Below are 26293 nucleotides of genomic sequence, written 5' to 3'. Positions count from 1 at the left end.
GGGGCCTGCCGGCCCCCCTCCCGGGTCCGCCGAACGGAGCGCCTTTCGCATGCCGTCCTTCACCGTCTCCGAGCTCGCGCTGCGCGCGGGGGCGACGGTCTCGGGCAACCCGGACCGATCCCTGAGCGGGGTCGCCTCGCTGGACGCCGCGGGCCCGGAGGATCTCACCTTCTTCGCCCGGGAAGCGATGCGGAACGCGGTCGGCGAGACGGGGGCCGGGGCGGTCCTCGCCCCGCCCGGCTTCGACGTGTCGGGCGTCGCGTTCAGCGTATTGACGGTCGATGACCCGGAGTTCGCCTTCGCCAGGGTCGTGCCGCTGTTCCACCCGGAGCGGGAGCCGCCGACCGGCGTGCACCCTTCGGCGCGGATCGGAAGGGGCGCGCGCATCGGAGAGGGCGTGTCGCTGGGGCGGGGCGTGATCGTCGAGGCCGGGGCGCGGATCGGCCGGGAGACGCGGGTGGGGCCCGGTACGCTGATCGGGCGCGGTGCCCGCCTCGGGGCCGAGTGCCGGATCGGCCACGCCGTCTCCCTCCTGCACGACGTCGAGATCGGTGACCGCGTGCGCGTGCACGCGGGCGCCCGTATCGGAACGGACGGCTTCGGGTACGCGGCCGGGCCGGAGGGGGCGCACAAGATTCCGCACATTGGCGGCTGCGTGATCGGCGATGACGTGGAGATCGGGGCGAACTGCACGATCGACCGGGGCGCGCTCGACGAGACCCGGATCGGCGACCGGACCAAGCTGGACAACCTCGTCCATGTGGCCCACAACGTCCGCATCGGGCGTGACTGCCTCATCACCGCCCAGGTGGGCATCGCGGGCAGCACCGTCATCGGCGCGGGCGCGCAGCTGGGTGGTCAGGCGGGGATCGCCGGACACCTCACGATCGGGCCGGGATCGCGAATCGCGGCCCAGGCCGGGGTGATGCGCGACGTGCCCGCCGGTGCGGCCCACGGGGGGACGCCCGCGCAGCCGCAGCGGGCGTGGATGAAGGCGGCCGCCCACACGCGAAGGCTCCCCGAACTTCTGCGAAGGGTCTCGCGCCTGGAGCGGCGGCTTGGCCTCGGTCGGTCGGGGAGGCAGGACCCGGCGGAAGACGGGACGCCTTGACCGGGCGCCAGCGGACGATCGCACGCCCCATCGAGGTCCGCGGTCACGGCCTGCATACGGGCGAGGCCTCGGTCGTCACGCTCCATCCCGCCCCCGAAAACACGGGCCTCCGCTTCCGGCGCACGGACCTCCCCGGCGCGCCCGAACTCCCCGCCACGGTCGACGCGGTGGATTCGGTCTACCGCGAGACCGCCCTTCGCCGTGGCGAGGCCGTCGTGCGGACCGTCGAGCACGTGCTCTCCGCGGCGCACGGCCTCGGCCTCGACAACCTCCGGATCGACGTCTCGGGGCCGGAGCCCCCCGCGCTGGACGGGAGTGCGGCTCCGTGGTGCCAGCGGCTGCTGGAAGCCGGAGAAGTCGTCCAGAAAGCGGAGGCGCCGCGCTTGCGCGTGGACCAGCCCTTTCGCCTCCGGGTGGGCGAGGCGCGATACGATGTCCTCCCCGCCGGATCGTGTCGCGTGTCCGCGACGATCGACTTCGACCATCCCCTCATCGGCCGGCAGTTCGCGAGCGTGCGGCTGACCCGCGAGGCGTTCGTGCGGGAGATCGCGGGGGCACGCACTTTCGGCCTGTCGGCCTGGCGCGCACAGCTCCACGAGCGGGGACTCGCGCTGGGGGCGACACCGGAGAACACGCTCGTCCTCTCCGCGGAGGGACTGGAAGCCGATCAGGAACTCCGCTTTCCGGACGAGTTCGTTCGCCACAAGATCCTCGACATCGTCGGCGATCTCGCCCTCGTCGGCGCGAGACTGCAATGTCATGTGATCTCGGAACGCCCGGGACACCGCGGCAATCTTGAACTCGCCCGCCGGCTGAGGAGCCGGCTCGGGGCAGAACGAGAGTGGGTGATGGACGTCACCGATATCCTGAAGGTTCTCCCGCATCGCTATCCGATGCTCCTCGTGGATCGCGTGCTCGAAATCGAACCGGGGAAACGAATCGTCGGTCTCAAGAACGTGAGCGCCAACGAGCCTTTCTTCGCGGGGCACTTCCCGGGCCGTCCCGTCATGCCGGGGGTACTCATCGTCGAGGCGCTGGCCCAGTGTGGCGGACTCCTGCTCATGGGCGGGCTCGAAGACCCGGAGGAGAAGGTCATCTACTTCCTCGCCGTGGACGACGTGAAGTTCCGGAGACCCGTCGTTCCCGGAGACCAGCTCCGGCTCGAACTCGAGCTGCTGCAGGGACGGGGGCGCCGCGGCCGGCTCAAGGGCGTGGCGAGGGTGGACGGCAAGGTCGTGGCCGAAGCGACGATCCTCGGCCAGATCATGGATCGGTGACGTCGACCGGCCGCGCTCCCGGGTGGCACGCGACCGCGGTCATCGACGACGCGGCGCGTATCGCGCCCAGCGCGACGATCGGGCCGTACTCGGTCATCGGGCCCGGCGTCGAGATCGGCGAGCGGGTACGGATAGGTCCCCATGTGCTGATCGAGCGAGACACGAGGGTGGCCGACGAAGTGCGGGTCGCCAAGGGGGCGGTCCTGGGCTCGGACCCTCAGGACCTGAAGTACGCGGGCGAGCGTACGTTCCTGGAGGTCGGCCCCCGCACCGTCGTGCGCGAGTTCACGACGGTGAATCGGGGTACCGCGGCGAGCGGCCTCACCACGGTGGGGGCCGACACGCTCGTGATGGCCTACGTGCACATCGCGCACGACTGCCGCGTGGGAGACCACGTGGTCCTCGCCAACGGCGTCACCATGGCGGGACACGTCGAGATCGGGGAGTGGGCGATCGTGGGCGGGCTGACCGGGATTCAGCAGTTCACCCGGATCGGCCGGCACGCGATGGTGGGCGGCGGCGCGCGGCTCGTGCGCGATGTGGCGCCCTACACGCTCGTGCGCGGGAGCCCCACGACCCGCACCTGCGGGATCAACCGGATCGGGCTCGAACGCCGGGGGTTCGAGCCGGAGGCGATCCGCGCCCTGCAGGGGGCCTATCGGGAGATCTTCCGCTCCGCCGCGCCGCTCCGGGTGATCCTCGACCGGCTGGAGAGCGAGGAGGAGACGCCGGAGGTTCGTGAACTCGTCGCCTTCATCCGCGACGGGGGGCGGGGGATCACACCGGCCCGGTCCCGTCCGGAAGGGGACGCGCCGCCGGAGGGGCGGGAACCGCGACCCGGAGCCGCATGAACCCGATCCCCGCCGGCGTAGTGGGCGTGGGGCGTCTCGGCGCGGCGCACGCCCGGCTCCTTGCCGGGAGCCCCGCCTTCGAACTGGTCGGGGTTCACGATCGGGCGCGTTCGCGGGCGGAGGAGGTCGCGGCCGCCCTCTCCGTGCCGGCGTTCCCCGACGCGGCGGAACTGCACGCCCGCGCCGAAGCGGTCGTCATCGCGGTGCCGACGGCGGCGCACCACGCGGCGGCGGTCGCGGCCATCGCGGCGGGGTGTCACGCGCTCGTCGAGAAGCCGCTCGCGTCGACGCTCGAGGAGGCGGACGAGATCGTCCGGCTCGCGAACGAAACGGGGGTCGTCCTCGGCGTGGGACACGTCGAACGCTTCAACGGGGTATTGCAGGCCGCCGAACCCTTCCTCGACCGGCCCCGGTTCATCGAGTCGCTGCGCATGGCCCCCTTTCAGCCCCGGGGAGCCGACGTCACGGTGATCCTGGATCTCATGATCCACGACATCGACCTGGTCCTCACGCTGGCCCGGACGCCGCTGGCGGACGTGCGGGCGGTGGGCGTGTCGGTCATCTCCCCGTGGATCGACCTCGCCAACGCCCGCCTCTCCTTCGAGGACGGAACGGTGGCGAACATCACCGCCAGCCGGGTCTCCTTCAGGACGATCCGCCAGTTGCGGTTGTTCCAGCGATCCGGGTACTTCAGCTTGGACCTCGCGGAGGGAACGGGGCACCACTACCGGCGTCGCGACCCGCGAACGGTGGGGCGCGTCGCCGGAGTCGAGAACCTCGTCGAACCCATCCCGCTGGAGGCCCCTCCGGGGGAAGCGCTGGCGCGGGAACTCGACGCCTTCGCCGATGCGATCGCCGGGCGACCGAGCCGGCTGGTTTCGGGGCATGCGGGGCGGGAAGCGCTCGAAGTCGCGACCCGGATCACCCGCGAGATCGAGGAGTTCGTACATGTCGTTGATCAAGATTCGTGAGGAGCGGAAGAAGCTCGGGAGCGCGGTCAAGCGAGGGCCGAAGACCATCGTCCTCGTCGTCCTCCTCGCGCTCGTGTTCATGCTGATGGTCTATCTCGGCCGGTTCTCCTGAGCCCCGCTCCGAGCCCGGAACCGGCGATCTTCATCTCGGCCGGTGAGGCCTCGGGAGATCGGCATGGGGCGGCGGTCGCACGCGCGATCCGGGCGGGGCTGCCCGGCGCGAGGCTGTTCGGGATCGGGGGGCGCCAGATGGAGGCCGCGGGGGTGGCGCGCCTCGCCGGCCTGGAAGCGCTGTCGGTCATGGGGGGGGCGGAGGTCCTCCGGCGGCTGCCCTCCCTGTTCGGGCTGGAGCGCCGGATCCGGCGCCTCTTCGCCGCCGAGGGGATCGGGCTCTTCCTGCCCATCGACTACCCGGGGTTGAACCTGCGTCTGGCGCGCGCCGCGCGGCGGCAGGGGCGTCGCGTGCTCTATTTCATCGCCCCGCAGGTGTGGGCGTGGCGACGGGGAAGGGCGCGCCGTCTCGCACGCGACTGCGACCGCGTCCTGACGGTGCTCCCGTTCGAGGCGGACCTCCTGGAGGAATACGGGGTGGACGTGGAGTTCGTCGGGCACCCGCTGCTCGACGCGCGCGAGTTCGCCCGCCGTCCGCCTCCGGCCGCCGGCGAACGGGTGATCGGGCTCTTCCCGGGGTCCCGCGCCCAGGAGGTACGATTCATGCTTCCGGTCTTCGCGGACGCCGCGCGCCGGCTCGCCCGCCTTCACGCCGGCCTCGAGGTCCGGGTGGCGCGGCCGCCTCACCTGCCCGAGACGCTCTACGAGGGGAGCGGGTTTCGCACCGCGAGCCCGGAGGAGGTGCTGGGACAGGCCACGGCGGCGCTCACCAAGTCGGGGACGATCACGCTCGAACTCGCGCTCGCGGGGATACCGATGGTCGTGGGGTACCGAACGACGCGGCTGGAATGGGCCGTCGGTCGTCGGCTGGTGCGGGTTCCCTCGATCGTGCTGGTCAACCTCGTGACCGGGGCCCGCATCGTCCCTGAACTGCTGCAGGACCGGCTGACCCCGGGACGCATGGCGTCCGCGCTCGAGCCCCTCCTCGAGGAGGCCTCCCCGGAGCGCCGCGCCATGCTGCGGGGCTTCACGGCGCTGCGGGACCGGCTCGGCGAGCCCGGCTGCGCGGCCCGGGTCGCCGCGAGAGCGATCGAGCTTCTCGCGTGAGCGCCCGGCGCATCCCCGTCGGCGTCGCGGTCCGGATCCTGCGGATCGCCCTGCCCCTGTGCCGCACCTGGCGCTTCCGGCACCCGGACGATCCCGCGCGACCCTGCCGTCCGATCCCGGCGCGCGCGGTCCACGCCTGCTGGCACGAGCACCTCCTGCCGCTCGCGTGGCTCTTCGCCGACCAGGATCTGGCGACGCTCGCGAGCCGGGACCGCGATGGCGAGATCGTCTCGCGGATCCTGGGCCGGCTCGGCTACGAGGTGGCCCGGGGGTCGAGCACGCGGGGCGGCGAGGCCGGCTTTCGGCACCTGGTGCGCTCCTACAAGGAGGGGCAGGGCGTCATTCTCACCGGGGATGGTCCGCGCGGCCCCCGGCGCTCGTTCAAGGACGGCGGCGCCCGTCTCGCCACCCACGCCCGGGGGGCGGTGACGGCGGTCGGGGTCGCGGCCTCGGCGGGCTGGCGGCTCTCGACCTGGGACCGCTTCCTGATCCCGGCCCCGGGTGCCACCGTCTTCGTCTCGCTGGGCTCCGTGCGTCCGAGGCGCGCCGGCCCGATCGTCACCGCCGACATCGAAGCTGCACTCGCGCGTGAGGTGGCCCGCTGCGAACAGGCGGCCCGGGAGGCCCGCTGGGCCCGCCCGCCCGCCATCGTGCGCCGCAGGCCGGCGCGCGGCGTACGCTGGTCCGCGAGCCCGCAGCCGAGGCGCCGGCCGGTGAGCGGGGCGCCCGGGCTGCGGAGGGCCGCCGAGCGCCTGGTCCGCAGCCAATGGAGACGCACCCGCCCGTCACCGCCGCTACGGGTGGTCGCGGGCGCGTACGGACTCCTCCACGACGCGCGCCACGGCCTCTACGACAGGGGCCTGTTCAGGACGCACGCCGCCGGCCTCCCGGTGATCTCCGTCGGCGGCGTGACGGTGGGCGGGAGCGGCAAGACACCCGTCGCCGCCCTCCTCGCCCGCCTGCTGGCGGCCGAAGGTCACCGCCCCGCCATCCTCGCCCGCGGCTTTGCCGACGAACTCGAACTGCTCGCCCTCGAAGCGCCGGCAGCCCACGTGTGGGGACACCCGGACCGGGTGCGCTCGGCCGGCCGCGCCGCCGCGGAGGGGGCCACCGTCGCGATCCTCGACGACGGGTTCCAGCACCGACGCCTCCGCCGCGACTTAAACCTTCTTCTCGTCGATCGCGACGCGCTGCGCCGCACGAACGGGGCCCGGCTGCCCGCGGGTCCGTTCCGGGAGCGCTGGACGTGGGCGGCCGCCCGCGCCGACGCGATCATCTCCACGGGGCGGGAGCCGTGGACCCGTGAGGTGGCGGACTTCGACCGGCGACTCCGCGCCCGACTCCGGAGGCGGGGCATCGGGACCCCGATCGCCAGCGCGGTGTTCGAGGCGGGACCCCCGCGCCCGTCGAATGCCGGTGCGCACGCGTGGGTCGGCCCGCCGGCTCCCCGCCTCGCCTTGACCGGAGTCATGAAGCCCAATCTCTTCTTCGCGCAGGCCGGCGCTCGCTGCGGGTCGGTCCGGGAGGGAATCCCCCTCGGGGATCACCGCGCGCCCGCGCCGGGCGATCGGGAGCGCCTCGCCGCGGCGGCGGGGCGGGGAGGCGTACTGACCACACGGAAGGACCTCGCGCGGGTCGGGCCGTTCCTTGGCCCCGACCTGCCGATCTGGGTCCTCCCGGAAACGCTGACCTGGAAGGGCACGGGCTGGGAGGAGGTGAGAGGCCTGATTCTCCACGCAGCGGCATGGGGCCGGAGGGCCGGCGACCCGGGAGGCGGAGCGTGACGAGGATCCTCGTGGCTTCCGTCGGACGCAAGCGCGCTTCCGCGATCCTCCGCGCGACGGAGGAATACGAGGCGCGCCTGCGGCGTTACATCAGGTTCGATAGCGTCCTCGTAGAGCCGGCCCGCCTGCCGGATGCCCGCGCCGGGGACGCACGCGAGCGGGAAGCCGCCGCGCTCGAGCGCCGCCTGCCGGACGACCTGGAGTTCGTCGCGCTGACACGGGAAGGAGACCCGTGGTCGACGCGGAGACTCGCCGACTACCTGGATGAGATGCGCACCTATGGACGTCCCGGAGCCACCTTCGCGATCGGAGGCGCGCACGGACTCGCCCCCCGCGTCCTCGCCCGCGCACGGACCCGGCTGGCCCTCTCGGCCATGACGCTGCCGCACGAGGTGGCGCGGCTCGTCCTCACGGAGCAGCTCTATCGCGCCGCGACGATCCTCCGGGGCGAACCCTACCACAAGGGGCCATGAGCGCACCCGCGGAGTGGTTTCGGGATTGGTTCGGGGAGGCCTACCTCGAGCTGTACCCGCATCGGGATGAGGCGGAGGCCGCACGAGCCGTCTCGCTCTACCGTGAGCGGACCGGGATTCGGGCGGGGACCAGGGTGCTGGACCTGGCGTGCGGCGCGGGCCGGCACCTGCAGCGACTCCGGGCCGCCGGCCTGCGCGCCACCGGAATCGACCTCTCGGCGCCGCTCCTGCACGCGGCCCGGGACCGACTCGGCGTCGCCAACTCGCTCGTACGCGCCGACATGCGGGCGCTCCCCTTCGCGGACGCGAGTTTCGACGGCCTCGTCAACTTCTTTACGTCTTTCGGCTATTTCTTCACTCACGACGAGGACATCGAGGTCCTCGCCGAGATTCGCCGCGTCCTCCGCCCCGGGGCGCCGTTCCTGATGGACTACCTGAACGCCGCCTGGGTCATGGACCGCCTCGATCCCGAATCCGTGGGAGAGGTCAACGGCACTCCCGTACGGCAGACGCGCTGGGTGGAGGGAGACCAGGTCTTCAAACGCATCGAGATCGGCGGCGGGACGGGCAGACCTCCTCAGGTCTACCACGAGCGGGTTCGGCTTTACGCGCCCGAAACGTTGCGCGACCTCCTGCGCGAGAAGGGCCTGGATATACGGGATATGTTCGGCAACTACGACGGCGCCCCGTTCGGACCCGACTCGCCCCGCCTCCTCATGATGGGACGGGCCCGGTGACCCGTGCCCCAGCGAGAGCGACCCCCGAAATCCATTCCCGTATCCTGGCCGCGCCCGGTTCGCTCGCTCACGCAGCCCTGTCGGGGGGCGCCGAGATCGCGCTGCCGAGCGCCGCGGCCCTGGACCCGCTGGCGCTACCCCCGCCACGGCCCGCCCGCCTCGGTCCCGAGGTGTTCGGGACGTCCGGGCCTCGGACCCGGAGTCGCCTCGAGGCCGTCCTGCGGGGGAAAGGCTATTTCGTCTCGACCGGACACCAGCCCATCCTCCTCCTCGGACCCTGCTACGTCATCTACAAGGCGCTCACCGCGATCTCGCTGGCCGCCCACCTCGAGCGGACTCTCGAGTGCCCCGTCGTGCCCCTCTTCTGGATAGCCGCGGACGACCACGACTGGGCCGAGGTGGGGCGCACGACACTGCTCGATCGTAAGGACGCCGTTCGGACCCTGGCACTCTCCGTGCCGGAGGGTTCCGACCGACGCTCGGTCGGCTCCCACGGACTCTCCCCGTCCATGATGTCGATTCTTGATGAAATGACGGAAATACTTCCAATATCTGAATTTACATCATTTTATTTGAAGTTGATCCGAGATGCGTACTCCGAGCAGGCGACGGTCTCGCAGGCCTTCGCGGGCCTTCTGCACGCGATCCTCGGCGACCGGGGGTACGCATGGGTCGACTCCGCCCATCCGACGCTTGGACGGGCGGCCGTCCCGCTGTATCGGCGTATGCTCGAGGACTGGGGCGCGGTCCTGCAAGCGGGGGATCTCGGAGCGCGACATGTCATGGAGTCGGGGTTTGAAGCGCCGATCGCGGAGATCGATGGCGCCCTCCCGCTCTTCTTCGACGATGGGGAGGGGCGGCGGCGCCTGGGGCGCGACGGGGAGGGCTTTCGGGCCGCGCCTTCGGGACCGCGAGAGAGCATCGGGGCGTGGCGGGATCGGCTCGAGACATCCCCGGCCCGTTTCTCGCCCAACGTCGCGTCGCGTCCGGCGCTCGAGTCCTGGCTACTCCCGGTGGCGGCCACGGTGCTCGGACCCGGAGAGATCGCCTACTGGAGCCAGCTGCCCCCGCTGTTCGAAGCCCTCGAGGTGCCGATCCCCTCCGTCCAGCCGCGGGCGGCGTGGACTCTCATCGAACCTCGCATCCGGCGGATTCTCGAGCGGACGGGCATTTCGGCGCGGGAGCTCGCCGAGGGAGCGGAACCGGCCGTGGCCCGGCTCACGCGGGAGGCGCGACCCGAGACCCTGGACCGGGCCCTGCGCCGACTCCGGGAGCGTACGGAGTCGGGAATGGCGGAGATCGAGCAGGTGGTGGGCGAGCAGGTGCCCGGACTCCGGGCCGCAGTGGGGAAGACACGGAAGGGGATGCTCGGCGCGGCCGCCGAGCTTTCGAAGCAGGTCGACCGGGAGACCCGCCGCCGGCTCGAGGTCCGCCTCGGCCAGGTCCGACGAGCCGCGGACAACCTCTTCCCGGGGAAGCGCCCGCAGGAGCGCACGCTCAGCCCGCTGCCCTTTCTCTGCCGGTACGGACCGGAACTCCTCGACCGCCTCGAGCACGAAACGGACCGCCGGGTCGCCTCCTCCTTGGCGCCGCCCGGAACGGGCGGATAGCTTTTCCGGCTGAGGGGTATCGGTCGGGGGCGGGTGACTCCAGGGGCCGCTTGCCCGCCCGTCACGGACGCGGATTCGGGGGCGAAGTTGACACGAAGAGGCAGTTCACGATGACTATCGCCTTCATGCTGGTCCTCGGGATGATCATCCTCATCCCGGTCCTCGCCATTCTGATCGACTCCCCGCTCTCGGAAGCTCTCGCCCGCCGCATCGGCAGCGGTGGCGATGCGCCCCAGGTCCAGTCCGCCCGCCTCGATGCCATCGAGCAGGAGATCGAGTTCCTGACACAGACAGTCGAGGAGGTACGCGAGGAGACGGCGTTCGTCCGCGCGCTGGTCGAGGGGGACGAACCCCTCCCGGCGCTGCCGCCGAGCGAACCGCGCCGGGCGGGCGGGGGCGACCGGGAGAGCTGACCTGACGGACGCAAGGGCGCCTGGGCAGGGCCGGTCGGCGGCGCTCGTCGGCGCCGGCATACTGACCAGCCGCATCTCCGGGTTCCTGCGCGACGTCATCATCGCCGCCGCGTTCGGGCTGGGCGGCGCCATGGACGCGTACGGCGCCGCGCTCAGGATCCCGAACGCCTTTCGCAACCTCCTGAGCGAGGGGGCGTTGTCCGCCTCCTTCGTGCCGGTGTTCTCCTCGCAGCTCGAGACAGGCGATGCCGCGTCGGCCCGGAGGCTCGCCCAGGGCGTGCTGGGCCGCCTGCTCGCCCTGACCGCGCTCGTGGTCGCCGCGGCGACCGCCGCCGCGCCGTGGCTCGTGGCCCTCCTCGCACCCGGGTTCGACGCGGAACTCAGCGCCGACACGGCACGGCTCGTCCGCATCCTCTTCCCCATGTCGGGCGTGATGATCGTCGGCGCCTGGTGCCTCGGCATCCTGACCAGCCACCGCCGCTTCTTCCTCCCCTTCGTCGCGCCCGTGGTGTGGAATCTGTCGCAGATCGTCGGCCTCCTGCTCGGGGCGCGACTGGGGTGGGCGTCGCTCATCGAGGTGCTCGCCTGGTCCACATTGATCGGCAGCCTGCTGCAGGTGGGCGTGCAGCTGCCCGCCGTGCGCCGTCTCATCGGGACGCTGCGTCCGCGGATCGACCGCGGTTTCGAGCCCACGAGCCGCGTCGCGCGCAACGCCGTTCCCGTCGCCGCGGGGCAGGGCATCTTCCAGATCTCGAGCCTGACGGACGTCTTCCTCGCCAGCCTGCTCGTCGAGGGCGCGTTCTCCGGGATCTACTACGCCCAGCGGATCGCCCTCCTGCCGCTGGCGCTGTTCGGCGCCTCGATCGCGGTGGCGGCGCTGCCCGAGATGTCCCGCGAACGGGACGTCGAGGCGCTGCGCTCCCACCTCGCGACCGGCGTGCGGCGCGTGGCCTGGTTCATCTTCCCGTCCGTCGTCGTCCTCCTCCTCCTCGGCGACCTCGCGGTGTCGCTCATCTATCAGAGAGGGAACTTCAACCCGGACCACGTGCCGGTCGTGCACTGGATCCTCGGGGCCTACGCGCTGGGCCTCGTGGCGACGAGCCTCACGAAGCTGTTCGCGAGCGCGTTCCACGCCCTGCAGGACACGCGAACCCCGGTGAAGTACGCCGCGACGGGGGTCGTGCTCGGTATCGCGGTCGGCGCGACCGCCGCCCTGTGGCTGGACGCGCGCGGCTTCGGGCTCCGCGCCGCGGCCGGCATCGTGTTCGGCGGCTCCGTGGGCGCGTGGATCAACCTGGCCCTCCTGACCCGCGGGCTGGGCCGGCGCGGCGGGGGGGGCTGGCTCGCTCCCGTACGGGGATCGCTGGTCCGCATGGGGCTCGGCGCGCTTCTCGCCGGTGGGGTGGCGTGGCTCCTGCGCGCCTGGCTCGAGGCCGCGCTGCCGGACGGTTTCCTCGGCCACGCCCTCATGCTCGCCATCGCGTTGGCGGGAGGGGGACTCTGCTACGTGGCCGTGGCCGGCCTCCCGACCGCGCTCCGAGCCATCCGGGAGGACGCGTGAAGCGGGCGGGGCGGCCGAGCCAGGCGGCCCTCGACGCCCTGCGCGAGCAGGCGCGGGCGCTCCCCCGCGAGCCCGGCGTGTATCTGTTTCGGGATGCGGCCGGAGAGGTGCTCTACGTGGGCAAGGCGAAGTCGCTGCGCGCGCGGGTCGCCTCCTACTTCGGGGCGGAGGCGGGCCGTTCCGTGAAGCTCGTCCGTCTCGTGCGGGAGCTCGACAGCATCGAGACCTTCCCGGTGCGCTCGGAGGCCGAGGCACTCCTCCTCGAGTGGAACCTCATCCGCGAGTTCGGACCGCGCTTCAACATCCAGCTCCGCGACGACAAGAGCTATCCGTACATCAAGATCACCGTCACCGAGTCCTTCCCCCGCATCTTCGTGACCCGCCGGCTGGACGACGACGGGTCGCGCTACCTGGGCCCCTTCACGGACGTGGGGGCGATGCGCCGCGCCCTGCGCACGATCAAGAAGATGTACACCGTGCGCTCGTGCCATTACCGAATGCCGGAGGAGCTGCCGGCGCGTCCCTGTCTCGACTACCACATCGGACGCTGCAAGGCTCCGTGCGCGGGCCTGCAATCCGGGGAGGACTACCGCGGCATGATCGACGAGATCCTCGAGATCCTGGGCGGACGGACGGGGGTGGTCCGGCGCTCCGTGGAGCGGCGGATGGCGGAGGCCGCCGACGCGATGGAGTACGAACGGGCGGCCGAATCGAGGGATGTCCTGCGCGGACTCGACCAGCTCGAGAGCCGCCAGGCGGCGATCGATCCGCGGGGCGGGAGCCACGACGTGATCGGCTTCGCGCGCGAAGACGAGGGCGGGTCGGTGTGCGGGATCGTGCTGCGGGTGCGCGAGGGGCGCCTCGTCGGCCGGAGGATCCATTACCTGGGCAACGTGGGCGAGGAGGCGGATGACGCCGTGCTCGGGGCGCTCGTGAAGGGCTTCTACCTTCGGCACGCGGACGATGTCCCCTCCGAGCTGCTGGTCCCGGAGCCCTTCGACGAACAGGATCTCGTGGAGGAATACCTGTCGGGGATCGCCGAACGTCGTTTCCGGATTCGGGTGCCCGTGCGGGGGCCGAAGCGGGAGCTGATCCGGGCCGCGAACCGCAACGCGGCGCACGTACTCGCCCGGGACCGGAGCGAGCGCAAGGAAGAGCCGGCGACGGACCGCGGAGCGGAGGGCGTGCCGCCGGCCGCGGCCCGTCTCGGGGAGGCGCTGGAACTGGGGGCACCGGCGCGGGAGATCGTCTGCTTCGATGTGTCGACGCTGGCGGGACGGGAATCGGTGGGCAGCTGCGTGTGGCTCAGCGACGGACGCCCGCACAAGGACGAATACCGCAGGTTCCGGATCCGGGAATCGGAGGACGGGAAACCGGACGACTACGCGATGATGCAGGAGATCGTCTCGCGCTACTTCGACCGCCGCGTGCGAGAGGGTCGCCCCCTCCCGGAGCTGGTGGTGGTGGACGGGGGCAGGGGACAGCTGTCGGCGGCCCGCCAGGCGATGGATGCGGCGGGCGTATCGGACCTCCCCACCGCGGCCCTGGCCAAGCGGGAGGAAGAGGTCTTCCGGCCGGAGTCGGCGGTCCCGCTGCGCCTCCCGCGCACGGACCCGGGGCTGCACTGGCTGCAGCGGGCGCGCGACGAGGCGCACCGCTTCGCGCTCCAGTACAACCGCACGCTCCGCCGCCGGCGCGCGCTGCGCTCGCGGCTGGGGGAGATCCCGGGCGTGGGACCGGCGCGCGAGCAACTGCTGCTCGAGCGCTTCGGGAGTCTCGACATCATCCGCCGCGCCACGGTGGCACAGCTCACCCGCACACCCGGGATCGGCCGGGCGACCGCGGCTTCGATCCTCTCCTCCCTCCGTCCCGACGAGCCGGAACCGGGCTACAAGTCGGGCGACGCGTGGGGTTCCACGGGCGCATCCGGGTCCGGCGAAGGCTACCCGGCAGGGCCTTCCTGATGCGGGGGCGGCCGCCCGCCGGCCTCTGCGCCGCGTGCCATCATCGGCGCTGGATCACGAGCGAGCGCGGCTCGTCCTTCCTCCTCTGTCGGCTCTCGCGCCGCGACCCGAGATTCCCGCGCTATCCCCGACTGCCCGTACTGCGCTGTGATGGCTTCGACCCGGAGGAGACGGCCGCATGACGGCCCCCATCCGCACACGTTTCGCGCCGAGTCCGACGGGGGCGCTCCACCTCGGCAACGCGCGCACCGCGATCCTGAACTGGCTGTTCGCACGCCGCCACGGGGGCGCCTTCGTGCTCCGTCTGGAGGATACGGATACCGAGCGCGGCGTCCGCGGCGGAGAGGCGATGATCTACGAGGCGCTCGACTGGCTCGGACTCCGGCCCGACGAGGGGCCGCGCGAGGGCGGGCCGTTCGGGCCGTACCGGCAGTCGGAGCGCGGGGCGCTGCACCGCGGGCGGGCGCGGGAGTTGCTCGAGTCAGGCCACGCCTTTCGATGCTACTGCGCACCGGACGAACTGGAGGCCCGACGGGAGGCGGCGATCGCCGCGGGCGAACCCACCGGCCGCGACGCGCGCTGCCGCGACCTCCCGGCAGACGAGGCGCGCCGCTACGAGGCCGCGGGGCGCACGCCGGCGAGCCGCCTCCATGTGGCGTCGGGTCCGGTCGAGTTCGACGACTTCCTCAAGGGCACGCTCGCCATCGATGGAGACGATCTGGGCGACATGGTGCTCGTACGGAGCGACGGTCGGCCCACCTACAACTTCGCCGTCGCGGTGGACGACATCGCGATGGAGATCAGCCATGTGATCCGTGGCGTGGGGCACCTCTCGAACACCCCGAAACAGGTCCTCCTGTACCGGGCCTTCGGCGTGGAACCGCCGGAGTTCGTCCACATCCCGACCGTCCTCGCCCCCGGGGGAGGGAAGCTCGCCAAGCGACGCGGGGCGGCCGGCGTCCTCGACTACCGCGAGCGGGGCTTCCATCCGGACGCGATCCTGAACTATCTCTCGCTGCTTTCCTGGTCGTCGGAGGACGGGGAGGAGTTCCTGAGCCGGGAGGCGCTCGTCGAGCGGATCGATCTCGACCGGCTGGGGGCGGCGGACAGCGAGGTGGACGAGGAGAAGATGGCCTGGCTGTCGGGGCGGCACCTGAGGGTGGAGCCGTCCGAGCGGCTGGCCCGGCGCTGGGCCGGACGGCTCGACGCGGAGGGATTGGGCCTGACCGACGCCGACCTCCGCCGCGCCGCGGAGGTATTCGCCAAACGCACGCGACTCGTGGCCGACGCCTCGTCGGAGGTCGAGCCGATCTTCCGCGCGCCGCCGCTCGGCGGGGCGGCGGCGCGGCAGGTGCTCGCGGCCCCGGAGGCGGGGGCCGCGCTCCGCCTCGCCCGGGCCGCCTGGGAAGAGACGGCGTGGCGACCCGAGCCCCTCGCCCAGGCGCTCCGGGGGGCGATGCGGGAGGCCGGGTTGCCCGGGCGGGCCTTCTTCCCGCCCGTTCGGGTCGCCCTGACCGGGCAGCGCCACGGCCCCGACCTGGGGGAGGTCGCGTACGCCCTCGGACGGGAGCGGACGCTGGAACGCCTGGACGCGGCCGCGGCAGCGCCCGGGGGCGCCGCCGGGTTAAGCAACGACAAGGAGACGAGCGTATGAGCTGGCACCTCGAATGCGGTGCCTGCGGCCGCCCGGCCGCCCGGCCATTGGCCACGGTCTGCCCCGACTGCGGGAAACCCCTTCTGGCACGGTACGACCTCGCGGACCGCGACGGTGAAGCGCTCCGGCGCGCGTGGGCCGCGCGCCCGGCCGGGATGTGGCGCTACCGCGAGATCATGCCGCTCGACCCCGACGAAGAACCGGTCACGCTCGGCGAGGGGGGCACGCCCCTGCTCCAACTGCGGCTCGGCGGCGAGTTCGAGGGCCTGACGCTCCTCGTCAAGGACGAGGGCCTGAATCCGACCGGCAGCTTCAAGGACCGGGGCCTGTGCGCCGCGGTCACGCGCGCCGTGCACGAGGGGGCAACGGACTTCGTGATCCCGAGTGCGGGGAACGCCGGCGCGGCGCTCGCGGCCTACGCGGCGCGGGCCGGCGCGTCCGCCCGTCTCTTCATCCCCGAAGACACGCCGGAGGGCGTCGCCCGGCGCTGTGAGCACTACGGGGCCGAGACGACGCGGGTCGACGGGCTGATCGACGAGTGCGGCCGCCTGTCCGCCGAGTATGCCGCCGAGACCGGGGCGTTCAACATCTCCACCCTCAAGGAGCCGTACCGGATCGAGGGCAAGAAGACGATGATGCTCGAGATCGTGGAATCGCTGGACTGGCGGCCGCCCGACGCGATCGTCTACCCGACCGGCGGCGGCACCGGCCTCATCGGGAGCCACAAGACGCTCTCCGAACTCCGCGAACTGGCGATGATCGACGGTGGCACGAGACTGTACGCGGTACAGGGCTCGGGCTGCGCCCCCATCGTGCGGGCGCACGCCGAGGGGCGGACGCACGCGGAGCCCTGGCGGGACGCGTCGACCGAGGCCTGGGGCCTCCGGGTCCCCGGGGCGCTCGGGGACTTCCTCATCCTCGAGGCGCTGCGCGAGTCGGGGGGAGGAGCGGTCGCCGTCCCGGACGAAGCCATGATGGCCGCGGCGCTCGAGCTTGGCGCCGCCGGCGTGGGGGCGTGTATCGAAGGAGGCGCTACGCTTGCCGCCGCGCGGGAACTCCGGCGATCGGGGGAGTTGAAGGACGGAGAAACCGTCGTCCTCTTCAACACCGCGCACCTGCTGACCTACTAGCGCGTCCTGATTCGGAGATCGTGCGACATGGACCTGTGGCATCGAGCCTGCTTCCGATTGCCAGGCTGTCCCCTCGCTTGTATGTTGGATTCCAACAAGACCCGTTGGATCATCGCCCAGATAGGGAAAACGGGATCCGACCATCAGTACCACAGGGACGCTTCATGCGTCCCTGTATTTTTTTGAGTCCGACATGTCCCTGGATGATTCCTCTCAGACCCTCCGCCCTCGCGTACGCGTGTTCGTGGATTTCTGGAACTACACGCTCTCCATGAGGGAAGTGGACCAGGGATTCTTGACGGACTGGTCAACCCTCGGACCCGAGTTGGTTCGCGCGGCGGCAGGACTCATCGGAGCCCCTTCAGCCGGAGACTATCTGTAATCAGGGGTTGAACTTCTACGGCTCCTACGATCCCGCCAGTGCTACGGACAAAAAACTTTACCGGTGGGCGACAACGAAGGTTGATACGTTCCCCGGCGTAAACGTTTCGATGATGCCACGTCAGAAGAAATCATCGCCTCCGCGGTGCCCCGCCTGTCAAGAGACGGTGCGCATCTGCCCGACCTGCGGCTCAGACATGAGAGGTACCGAAGAAGAGGGTGTCGATGTGCGGATGGCGACGGACATGATCAGGCTCGCTTGGGTCGACAACTACGATGTCGCCGTGCTCGTCTCATCGGATCGGGATTTTGTGCCGGTGGCAGAGTTTCTCGAGACGCGGGGAATCAAGGTTATCCACGGCGCGTTTCCGCCGAAGGGGGCGCACCCTTACTCGAAAATGCTGGGCGCACACCGATGTCGCGGGCCTGCGCAGGCGTTTCAGACGGGCGGAGCTCAGTTCTCGGCGTTGACGGATCGTGCGCGTTGCACGGGGTGTTGGGCAGAGCCGGCGCAGCGGCACAGGTGCCGTCCTGGCAAGCCGATCGACTCCGTGGATCGATCACGGTGCGCCGGAACGTTACTTCGGTTATCTATAAGGGCGTGAGAAATCATTCAACCAACAGGGGTTCAGAGCGATGTTCAACACGGTGCGTGCAGACGCAAAGACGGCGGCCACGGCGGCTCTCGTCGTCGGCGTCCTACCTGCGGCGTTGTTCGGGCAGGAGCAGGAATGCCAGTTCGATCCGAGCGACTCGGCGAACCGCGCGTCGGAGGCGATGCAGGATCTTGAACAAGCTGCGGCAGAGGACAGTCTCGCCGCCTTCACTGAGGCGTGGGACGCTCTAGAGGACGACCTCGACAGCGACAACCCGGTGGTCTTCCTGATTGCGGCCCAGGTGCAGGTCGAGCTCGGCGGCTTCGTCCAGAACTGTGAGCAGTACCTTCCTGCCTACCCCCCGGAGTGCGTGCACGTCGGGATCGGTCTCCAGAACTTCTTGGACGCGGAGCACCTCCTGGACCGCTATGACGAACTCTCGCCACCCGAGTGCATGTTGCACGGGGAGTCGCAGCGCTACAACGGCTGGGTGCGGCTCTACAACCGGGGGGTGAACGCCTATAGCGCCCAGGACACCGAGGGCGCGATCCAGTCGTTCATGCTCGCGAACGAGCTGCGGCCCGACATGCGAACGTACAACATGGCCGCGGGCCTGCAGGCGCAGACCGGGGCGACCGATGCCGCGATCGAGACGTATCGCACCGCACTCGCGACGGACATGGCCGAGGTCGACGCCGAGCAGATGCGGGACGCCGTGCGCGGGCTCGGTGACCTCCTGATGGACGCGGGGCGGGGCGATGAGGCCGCGGAAACCTACGACGCCTACCTCGCCGGGAACCCGGATGACGTCGTGATCCGGATCCGGTACGCGGGCGTGCTCGCGGATCAGGACCGGGCCGACGAGGCGGCGGCCATCTACGCGGACATCCTCGGACGCACGGATCTCAGCTACGACCAGTGGCTCGAGGTCGGGGTCGGGCTCTACGAGGCGCAGAACTTCGAGGACGCGGTGACCGCGTTCGGAAACGCGCGCCAGGGGAATCCCTACAACAAGGAGGCGATGGAGAACTACGTCAACGCCTCCACCCAGGCCGGACGTCCGGGGCCGGTCATCCCCCTCGCCGACACCCTGACCACGTGGTATCCCTACGATCAGCTTGCGTTCCAGCTTCACGCCACGGCCCTGGGTCGCGCAGACATGAACGATCAGGCGATGGCGGTCATGGCGGAGGGTGAGGCGGCCGCGCTCTCGTTCACCTTCGCCCAGATGGCCGCCACGTCGGGCGGGAGTTACGTCGTGCAGGTCGACTTCACGGCGCGCACGGCGAGCGGCACGCTGCAGATCCCGTTCGAGTTCCTGGACGCGAACGGGCAGGTCGCGATGACCCATACGCAGACGACGGACGCCGCTGCGGGGAATTTCCGCTTCGAGGTCACCTCCGACGTGCCGCTGGCCGGATTCCGCTACGGAACCATCGGGGGCTGACCGACCGGCCGGAGAGACCCCCCGGGACACCGGTTGCTCCCTCGGGAGGGGCGGCCGGGGTCCCGCCCCTCCGCTCGCTTCATCATGATTCGAATCGCCAGGGTCGAGCCGGGCTCGATCGCCGCCGACCTCGAGCTTCCGCCCGGTCTCGCCGTGCTCGAGATCAACGGCCGCCCCATCCGGGACGGCCTCGATCTCCTCTTCCATCAGGCGGAACCGTCGCTGCAGGTGCTCGCGGAGCGGCCGTCGGGCGAGCGTCTCGTGTTCGAGATCGAGAAGCCGACGGACGAGCCGCTCGGCATCATCCCCGAGCCCGACAAGATCCGCCGCTGTACGAACGCCTGCCCCTTCTGTTTCGTGAAGGGGAATCCCAGGAAGGACAAGCTTCGGGCTCCCCTGTACGTGAAGGATGACGACTATCGGCTGTCCTTCATGCACGGCCACTACATCACGCTGACGAATCTCCGTCCCGAGGACTGGGACCGGCTCTTCGAACAGCGACTCTCCCCCCTGTATGTGAGCGTCCACGCCACCGAGCCGGGAATTCGGCTCGCGATGCTGAAGAACCCCCGCAGCGCCAACATCAATCAGGACCTCGACCGCCTGGCCGAAGGGGGCATCCTCGTGCACGCGCAGGTCGTCCTCTGTCCGGATCTGAACGACGGCGACCATCTCACGCGTACGATCGAGAACCTCTACGACCGGCGGGAGGCGATCCGGTCGCTCTCCATCGTCCCGGTGGGACTCACGGCCTGGAACGCCGCGCCCGGGGGGCGGACCCTCGAGCCCGCCGAGTGTCGCGCGGCCCTCGCGGCCGTGGACGCGATCCGGGAGCGGGCGCTGGCCGAACGCGGCCAGGGGTGGTGCTACGCCGCCGACGAGCTGTACCTGCAGGCGGGGCTGGCGCCGCCGGGCGCGGCCTATTTCGACGACCAGGATCTGGAGAGCAACGGGGTCGGCGCGATCTCGAGCCTGACCGACCGCGTGGCGGGACGGCTCGAGGATCTCGGCCCGCTCGACGGCTGCCGCGTGGTCGCGGTGACCGGCCCATCGATGGGGCCTACGCTGGCCGGCCTCGCGGATCGGATCGCCCGCCGGACCGGGGCCGAAGTGTCCGCCGTGGCGGTCGAGAACACGCTCTACGGGCCCATGGTCACCACGGCGGGCCTGCTGCCGGGTGCGGACCACGCGAAGGCGCTTCGCGAGGGCGGGGACTTCGATGTCGCGCTCTTCTCCGGGCAGGCGCTGAACGACGACGACCTGTTCCTCGATGACATGAGCCTGTCGGAACTGCGGGCCGAGTTCCCCGGGCGCCGGGTCGAGCCCTCGCACGACTTCGTCGACGTCCTCTCCGGGCTGTAGACGCCGTGGCATTGCGGACCGTGGCCATCGTGGGCCGCCCCAACGTGGGCAAGTCGACCCTCTTCAACCGGATCCTCCGCCGTCGCCTGGCGATCGTGGCGGAGCGGCCCGGCGTGACGCGCGACCGGCAGTTCGCGGAGGCCGAATGGGCGGGACGCCGGTTCCTGCTCGTCGACACCGGCGGGCTCGTCGACGGGCCGGGGGAGCAGATCGACCATGAGGTACGGCGCCAGGCGGAGACCGCGATCGGCCATGCCGACGTGGTCATCCTCGTCGTCGACGGACGGGAGGGCGTTCAGCCCGTGGACCGGCATGTGGGCGACCTCCTGCGCCGTTCGGGCCTGCCCGTGATCGTGGCCGTGAACAAGCTGGACGAACTCGGCGGATCCGTCGAGCACCTCGAGTTCTACGAACTGGGCCTCGGCGACCCCACGCCGCTGGCGGCGCTCAGCGGCAAGGGTTCGGGAGACCTGCTCGACCGCGTGGTCGAGGCGCTCCCCGCCGCCCACGAGGCCGAAGGGGGGGGCGCGGACCTCCGGGTGGCGGTCATCGGGCGCCCCAACGTCGGCAAGTCGAGCTTCGTCAACCGGCTGCTGGGCGAAGAGCGGGTCATCGTCCACGAGGAGGCCGGGACGACCCGTGACGCGATCGACACCGAACTCGAGATCGGGGACCGGCGCGTGTGTCTGATCGACACTGCGGGGCTCCGGAGACAGGCGCGCATCGCGGACGATCTCGAGTTTCTGGGCCGCCTGCGCGCCGCGTCGGCGATCGAGCGCGCGGACGTCTGCCTCCTCCTCGTCGACACCGAGGCCGGTGCCGCGAACCAGGACTTCAGGATCGGACACCAGGCCTGGGACGCGGGCAAGGGGCTCGTGTTCGTGGCGAACAAATGGGATCTGATCGAGGACCGGGGACCGTCGGCGACGGCCGGGTTCGAGCGCGAACTCCGCGAGCGGGGGCACTATCTTCGCTGGGCTCCGATCATCACCTGTTCCGCGCTCACGGGGAAGCGCGTGCGCAAGGTGATCGACCTCGCGTTCGCCGCGCAGGAGGAGCGGGCGCGGCGCATCCCGACCGCCGAAGTCAATCAGGTCCTGCGCGACCTCGTCGCGCGCCGCCAGCCGCCCCAGGGAGGGCGGGGCGACGTGAGGCTGCTGTACGGAAGCCAGGTGGCGTCGTCCCCACCGCTGTTCGTACTCTGGTCCAACCGCCCCCGTGATCTGAAGGAGCACTACGTGCGATACCTTGTCGCCGGCTTCCGGGAGGCCTGGGGATTCGAGGGATCTCCAATCCGGATCAAGCTGAAGCAACGCTCGGAGCGCGCGTGACGGCCCCCCTCCTCACGCTCTTCGCCTATCTCGTGGGGGCGTTCCCGACCAGCTACCTCGTGGGGCGGGTGTACGGCTACGATCTGCGCCGGGAGGGGAGCGGCAACCTCGGGTCCACCAACGCATACCGCATCCTCGGCTTCTTCCCGGCCGTCGTGGTGCTCCTCGTCGATCTCCTCAAGGGGTTTCTGCCCGTCTGGTTTTTCCCGCTCTGGGACGGGAGGACGGGGGCGTGGGCGCTCGCGTACGGGCTCGCGGCCATCACGGGACACGTGTGGCCCGTGTACACGAAGTTCAAGGGAGGGAAGGGGGTCGCGACCGCGGCCGGGACGATGGCGGCGCTGGCGCCCGTGGCGGTGATGGTCGCCTTCTCCGTCTGGGTCATGACCGTGATCCTCACCCGCACCGCGTCCGTCGCCTCCCTCGTCTCCGCGAGCCTCGTCCCGATCATGGCGCGAGCCTCGGCGGCGCCGCGTTCGGTCGTCTCGTACGCAATCCTGCTCGCCGTGACGGTCTGGTGGACGCACCGGGCGAACCTCGCGCGGATCGTTCGTCGCGAGGAGTTGCAGATCGACTGGCGGCGCGGACGCGTGCGACCCCGCGGGCCGGACCGGCGGCAGGACCGGAGGGACGAAACGTGAGCCGCGCGGCGGTGACGGTGCTGGGCGCCGGAAGCTGGGGCACGGCGCTCGCGGACGTGCTGGTGCGGAACGGGCACGAAGTGCGCCTGTGGGCGCGCGACGAGGCGCACGCCGCCGCCATCCGCGAGGCGGGCGTCAACGAGCGTTACCTGCCCGGGATCGAACTCGCCCGGCCGCACGCGATCACCTCCGACCTCGAGGCGGCGCTCGGCGGCGCTCGCTTCGTGGTCTCCGTCTGCCCGTCGCACGCGGTGCGGGAGGTGCTCACGCGGGCGGCTCCGCACCTGGAGGACCAGATCCTGATCTCGGCCGCGAAGGGGATCGAGGTCGGGACGCACCGGCGGATGTCGGAGGTGATCGTGGAGACGCTCGGCGATGACGCGTCCTCCCGAACCGTCGTCCTCTCCGGCCCCAGCTTCGCCGAGGAACTGCTGCACCGGCTTCCGACCGCCGTGGTGGCGGCGAGCCGGCGCGAGGCACACGCGCTTGCGGTCCAGAGCCTGTTCCGGAACGGCTATTTCCGCGTCTATACGCAGCCGGACGTCGACGGGGTGGAGCTGGGAGGCGCACTCAAGAACGTGATCGCTCTCGGCGCGGGTATCTCGGACGGGCTCGAGTTGGGGTCGAACGCGCGGGCGGCGCTCATCAACCGCGGGCTGGCGGAGATCGTGCGCCTCGCCAAACACTTCGGGGCGCGCGAGACGACGCTGGGCGGACTCGCGGGCCTCGGCGACCTCGTCCTCACCTGCACGGGCCGGCTGAGCCGGAACCGCTCCGCCGGCCTCGCGATCGGGTCGGGCCGCCGTCCGTCCGAGGCCATCGGAGAGATGGAGCAGGTGGTCGAAGGTGTGCGGACGGCGCGGGCGGCGTACGAACTCAGCCGTCAGCTCGACGTGGAGATGCCGATCACGAGCGCCGTATATTCGATATTGTACGAAGATGTCGCGCCCCGAGCGGCGCTGGCCCGGTTGATGGCACGCGAGCCGAGGCCGGAACGCTGGGGCTGACCGCCGGGACCGAACGCGGGGGCCCGGGAGCACGGGCCGCAGAGGCCGGAGAGGGGGGAGCGTGGCGGATCGCATCGCCCCGAAGGAGTACTATTCGATCGGAGACGTGTGCGAGATCGCCGATCTCAAGCCGCACGTCCTCCGCTACTGGGAGAGCCAGTTTTCCATCCTGAGGCCCACCAAGAACCGGGCCGGAAACCGGGTCTACCGCCGCAAGCAGATCAAGCTCGTCCAGCTCCTGCGGCACCTCCTCTACACGGAACGCTACACGATCGAAGGCGCGCGGAGGAAGCTCGAACAGCTGCAGGCGAGCGGACAGCTCGCCAGGGTGGCGCGTGTGGCCTGGGACCGGGAGACGATTCGCGACCTGCGCCGCGAGGCGGACGAGCTGGTCGAGCTGCTCGAGGAGCGCGAGGCCGGGTGACCGACGCGGCCAGGCCCGTCCTCCTCTGTACGAACGACGACGGAGTGCACGCGGGGGGTCTCGGGCTCCTGGCCCGCGTGGCGGAGGCTCTCGGCGACGTGTGGACCGTGGCTCCGGACCGCGAGCAGAGCGCGACGAGCCATGCGCTCTCGCTGCACCGTCCGCTCCGCCTCACGCGGCTCGATGATCGGCGCTACATGGTGGACGGGACGCCGACCGACTGCGTGCTCGTCGCCCTCAAGGAGATCCTCGAGACGCCGCCCCGCTTCGTCCTGTCCGGGGTCAACCACGGGCCGAACATGGGAGAGGACGTCCTGTACTCGGGCACGGTGGCGGCCGCGATGGAGGCGACGATCCTCGGGGTCCCGGCGCTGGCCTTCTCGTTCACCGGCGATGATGAGACGGTGCTCGAGACGTACGGGGACCTGATCGGCGGGCTGATCCGGTCCTGCCTCCGGAAGACCGAGTTTCCGGAAGAGACGTTCCTCAACGTGAACCTCCCGAACCGCCCGGCGAGCGAAGTGGAGGGCGTCGTCGTCACCGCGCTCGGGCGGCGCGTGTATCACGATTCCCTGCGCCGGAGCCGGGATGAGCACGGCTACGACTATTTCCGGATCGGGGGAGGACGTTCCGCGTGGCGGGGCAGGGCGGATTCGGACTTCCGGGCCGTACGCGCCGGCTATGTGTCGGTGACGCCGCTGCACCTGGACCTGACGAACTTCGAACTGCTGAACGAGGTGAGGTCGTGGGGTCTGGGGAGCTGACGGCTCACGGACCGACGGCCGAATACCAGCGCGACCGCCGGCGCCTGGTGGAGCACCTTCGGACCCGGGGCGTGCGGGATCTCGCGCTCCTGCACGCCTTCGACACCGTACCGCGGCACCTCTTCGTCCCGGAAGTCCTCCGGGGCCGGGCCTACGAGGACATCCCGCTCCCGATCGGCGCGGGACAGACGATCTCCAGCCCCACGATCCATGCGCTGAGCATCGAATGCGCAGGGGTTGAGGCAGGCCAGCGCGTGCTCGAGGTCGGGACGGGGACCGGCTTCCAGACCGCGCTGCTCGCGACGCTGGGGGCTGAGGTGTACTCCATCGAACGCATCGCGTCGCTGCACGAGGGCGCGGCGCGGGCGCTGGCCCGGGTGGGGGTGGAGGCCCATCTGATGCTGGGAGACGGGAGCCTCGGATGGCCGGAACATGCGCCGTTCCACGCCATCATCGTGGGCGCCGCCACGGCGCGGCCGCCGGCCGCGCTCCTCGAACAGTTGGCCGAGGACGGACGGATGATCGTCCCCGTGGGGGGCCGGCGGCAGGAGCTGTACCGCTACACCCGGCGGAGCGGGGACGTCTCGCGCGAGAAACTCACCCGTGTCCGCTTCGTGCCGCTCATCGAGGAGACCCGGCGGGGCGGGGGACGGGGCCGGTGAAGGCGTGGGCGGCGCTCTACGCGAAGGGGCTGGCCATGGGGCTGGCCGACCTCGTGCCGGGCGTGTCCGGGGGCACGATCGCTTTCATCTCGGGCATCTACGACGAGCTGGTGGGGACGATCGCGGGGCTGGACCACAGGCTGCCCGGTGCGCTGCGGGCGCGGGGCCTGCGCGGCACCTGGGAGCAGGCGAACCTCGGCTTCCTGGCCGTCCTGCTCGCCGGCATCCTCACGAGCGTCATCGGGTTCGCCGGGGTGCTGCACTGGCTGCTCGCGAACCGGCCCGTTCAGCTGTGGGCCTTCTTCTTCGGCCTGGTGGCGGCGTCCGTTCCGCTCGTCGGGCGCCGCGTGGCCGAGCACCGGGCCGGCCTGTGGGCCCTCGGTGCGGCCGGAGCCGTGCTCGCGGGCGCCGTGACCGCGCTTCCCCCGCTCGTAAGGTCCGACGCGCCTCTCTTTCTCGCCGCGGCGGCGGCGGTGGCCGCCTGCGCCATGATCCTGCCCGGTATCTCCGGCAGCTTCATCCTGCTCATCCTCGGCGCCTACGCCCCCGTGATCGGCGCCCTCCAGGGCTTCGACGCACTACGGCTCATGGCCGTCGCCCTCGGCGTCGCCGCGGGCCTGCTCGGCTTCAGCCGCCTGCTCAGACGGCTGCTGGCGCGGCGCCGGGCGGCGACGCTGAGCCTCCTCACCGGCTTCCTGCTCGGGTCACTGAACGCGCTCTGGCCTTGGAAGGACCGGGTCCGCGAGCTGTACACGCACAGCGGGGGCCGGGTCGAATGGCTCATGGAGAACCGGTGGCCCGCATCTCTCGGCGAAATCTGGCCCGCGGCGGGCCTCGCGCTCCTCGGGGCCGCCGCGGTGCTGGCCATCGATCGCGCCGCCCGGACGCGCGACCCGGGCGGCAAGTAGCGGCGATTCGCCGGGC

The 26293-nt window shown here is 71.2% G+C and carries 25 protein-coding genes; all 25 read left to right on the top strand.

What is annotated here, in order from left to right; genetic code table 11:
* Positions 1-49: 49 nt before the first annotated feature.
* Positions 50-1111 carry a UDP-3-O-(3-hydroxymyristoyl)glucosamine N-acyltransferase gene (lpxD, locus tag ACOQPP_RS04315; RefSeq protein ID WP_420635911.1) on the top strand — a complete coding sequence of 354 codons (1062 nt, stop codon included), beginning with the start codon at positions 50-52 and terminating at the stop codon, positions 1109-1111.
* Entirely contained in the window at positions 1108-2388 is a 1281-nt protein-coding gene (lpxC, locus tag ACOQPP_RS04310) for a UDP-3-O-acyl-N-acetylglucosamine deacetylase (RefSeq protein ID WP_419166478.1), read from the top strand. The genes lpxD and lpxC overlap by 4 nt, the downstream gene beginning before the upstream one ends.
* Positions 2385-3239 (top strand): acyl-ACP--UDP-N-acetylglucosamine O-acyltransferase, encoded by an 855-nt coding sequence (lpxA, locus tag ACOQPP_RS04305; protein ID WP_419166479.1) that lies wholly within the window; start codon positions 2385-2387, stop codon positions 3237-3239. Before lpxC ends, lpxA begins: the two co-directional genes overlap by 4 nt.
* The gene (locus ACOQPP_RS04300) at positions 3236-4210 is read left to right on the top strand and encodes a Gfo/Idh/MocA family oxidoreductase (RefSeq protein WP_419166480.1); all 975 of its coding nucleotides are present in this window, start codon (positions 3236-3238) and stop codon (positions 4208-4210) included. The genes lpxA and ACOQPP_RS04300 overlap by 4 nt, the downstream gene beginning before the upstream one ends.
* Entirely contained in the window at positions 4188-4322 is a 135-nt protein-coding gene (locus tag ACOQPP_RS04295) for a hypothetical protein (RefSeq protein WP_420635910.1), read from the top strand. Before ACOQPP_RS04300 ends, ACOQPP_RS04295 begins: the two co-directional genes overlap by 23 nt.
* A complete protein-coding gene (locus ACOQPP_RS04290; RefSeq protein ID WP_420635971.1) occupies positions 4319-5428 on the top strand; it encodes a lipid-A-disaccharide synthase in 1110 nt (369 codons plus the stop codon). The genes ACOQPP_RS04295 and ACOQPP_RS04290 overlap by 4 nt, the downstream gene beginning before the upstream one ends.
* Positions 5425-7212 (top strand): tetraacyldisaccharide 4'-kinase, encoded by a 1788-nt coding sequence (locus tag ACOQPP_RS04285; RefSeq protein WP_419166482.1) that lies wholly within the window; start codon positions 5425-5427, stop codon positions 7210-7212. Before ACOQPP_RS04290 ends, ACOQPP_RS04285 begins: the two co-directional genes overlap by 4 nt.
* Positions 7209-7685, top strand: a complete 477-nt coding sequence (locus ACOQPP_RS04280; RefSeq protein ID WP_419166483.1) for a 23S rRNA (pseudouridine(1915)-N(3))-methyltransferase RlmH — start codon at positions 7209-7211, stop codon at positions 7683-7685. The genes ACOQPP_RS04285 and ACOQPP_RS04280 overlap by 4 nt, the downstream gene beginning before the upstream one ends.
* Positions 7682-8422 carry a class I SAM-dependent methyltransferase gene (locus tag ACOQPP_RS04275; RefSeq protein ID WP_419166484.1) on the top strand — a complete coding sequence of 247 codons (741 nt, stop codon included), beginning with the start codon at positions 7682-7684 and terminating at the stop codon, positions 8420-8422. Before ACOQPP_RS04280 ends, ACOQPP_RS04275 begins: the two co-directional genes overlap by 4 nt.
* Positions 8419-10032 (top strand): bacillithiol biosynthesis cysteine-adding enzyme BshC, encoded by a 1614-nt coding sequence (gene bshC, locus ACOQPP_RS04270; protein ID WP_419166485.1) that lies wholly within the window; start codon positions 8419-8421, stop codon positions 10030-10032. The genes ACOQPP_RS04275 and bshC overlap by 4 nt, the downstream gene beginning before the upstream one ends.
* A gap of 110 nt (positions 10033-10142) precedes the next feature.
* The gene (locus tag ACOQPP_RS04265) at positions 10143-10445 is read left to right on the top strand and encodes a hypothetical protein (RefSeq protein ID WP_419166486.1); all 303 of its coding nucleotides are present in this window, start codon (positions 10143-10145) and stop codon (positions 10443-10445) included.
* A 1-nt stretch (position 10446) separates the two neighbouring features.
* Positions 10447-12006 carry a murein biosynthesis integral membrane protein MurJ gene (murJ, locus tag ACOQPP_RS04260; RefSeq protein WP_420635970.1) on the top strand — a complete coding sequence of 520 codons (1560 nt, stop codon included), beginning with the start codon at positions 10447-10449 and terminating at the stop codon, positions 12004-12006.
* Positions 12003-13970: an excinuclease ABC subunit UvrC gene (gene uvrC / locus ACOQPP_RS04255; protein WP_419166487.1), complete on the top strand. Its 1968-nt coding sequence runs from the start codon at positions 12003-12005 to the stop codon at positions 13968-13970. Before murJ ends, uvrC begins: the two co-directional genes overlap by 4 nt.
* 178 nt (positions 13971-14148) lie before the next feature.
* On the top strand, positions 14149-15624 hold the full coding sequence (gltX, locus tag ACOQPP_RS04250; RefSeq protein WP_419166488.1) for a glutamate--tRNA ligase: 1476 nt from the start codon (positions 14149-14151) through the stop codon (positions 15622-15624).
* Positions 15621-16754, top strand: a complete 1134-nt coding sequence (locus ACOQPP_RS04245) for a threonine synthase (RefSeq protein WP_419166489.1) — start codon at positions 15621-15623, stop codon at positions 16752-16754. The genes gltX and ACOQPP_RS04245 overlap by 4 nt, the downstream gene beginning before the upstream one ends.
* Before the next feature lie 491 nt (positions 16755-17245).
* Entirely contained in the window at positions 17246-17740 is a 495-nt protein-coding gene (locus ACOQPP_RS04240; protein WP_420635969.1) for an NYN domain-containing protein, read from the top strand.
* A 43-nt stretch (positions 17741-17783) separates the two neighbouring features.
* On the top strand, positions 17784-19178 hold the full coding sequence (locus tag ACOQPP_RS04235; RefSeq protein ID WP_419166490.1) for a tetratricopeptide repeat protein: 1395 nt from the start codon (positions 17784-17786) through the stop codon (positions 19176-19178).
* 84 nt (positions 19179-19262) lie between these two features.
* Positions 19263-20540: a DUF512 domain-containing protein gene (locus ACOQPP_RS04230; protein WP_419166491.1), complete on the top strand. Its 1278-nt coding sequence runs from the start codon at positions 19263-19265 to the stop codon at positions 20538-20540.
* Positions 20541-20545: 5 nt separating this feature from the next.
* Positions 20546-21871, top strand: coding sequence for a ribosome biogenesis GTPase Der (gene der, locus ACOQPP_RS04225; RefSeq protein WP_419166492.1), 1326 nt, complete (start codon positions 20546-20548; stop codon positions 21869-21871).
* Entirely contained in the window at positions 21868-22512 is a 645-nt protein-coding gene (gene plsY / locus ACOQPP_RS04220; RefSeq protein ID WP_419166493.1) for a glycerol-3-phosphate 1-O-acyltransferase PlsY, read from the top strand. Before der ends, plsY begins: the two co-directional genes overlap by 4 nt.
* A complete protein-coding gene (locus tag ACOQPP_RS04215) occupies positions 22509-23519 on the top strand; it encodes an NAD(P)H-dependent glycerol-3-phosphate dehydrogenase (RefSeq protein ID WP_419166494.1) in 1011 nt (336 codons plus the stop codon). The genes plsY and ACOQPP_RS04215 overlap by 4 nt, the downstream gene beginning before the upstream one ends.
* A gap of 61 nt (positions 23520-23580) precedes the next feature.
* Positions 23581-23943, top strand: coding sequence for a MerR family transcriptional regulator (locus ACOQPP_RS04210; protein WP_419166495.1), 363 nt, complete (start codon positions 23581-23583; stop codon positions 23941-23943).
* Positions 23940-24707 carry a 5'/3'-nucleotidase SurE gene (surE, locus tag ACOQPP_RS04205; protein ID WP_419166496.1) on the top strand — a complete coding sequence of 256 codons (768 nt, stop codon included), beginning with the start codon at positions 23940-23942 and terminating at the stop codon, positions 24705-24707. The genes ACOQPP_RS04210 and surE overlap by 4 nt, the downstream gene beginning before the upstream one ends.
* Entirely contained in the window at positions 24689-25369 is a 681-nt protein-coding gene (locus ACOQPP_RS04200) for a protein-L-isoaspartate(D-aspartate) O-methyltransferase (RefSeq protein ID WP_419166497.1), read from the top strand. Before surE ends, ACOQPP_RS04200 begins: the two co-directional genes overlap by 19 nt.
* Positions 25366-26277 (top strand): DUF368 domain-containing protein, encoded by a 912-nt coding sequence (locus tag ACOQPP_RS04195; RefSeq protein WP_419166498.1) that lies wholly within the window; start codon positions 25366-25368, stop codon positions 26275-26277. The genes ACOQPP_RS04200 and ACOQPP_RS04195 overlap by 4 nt, the downstream gene beginning before the upstream one ends.
* Positions 26278-26293 lie beyond the last annotated feature (16 nt).

The sequence above is a fragment of the Candidatus Palauibacter sp. genome (genome assembly GCF_965222475.1).
Classification (GTDB): domain Bacteria; phylum Gemmatimonadota; class Gemmatimonadetes; order Palauibacterales; family Palauibacteraceae; genus Palauibacter.
This window is presented reverse-complemented; position numbering and strand designations above follow the sequence as displayed.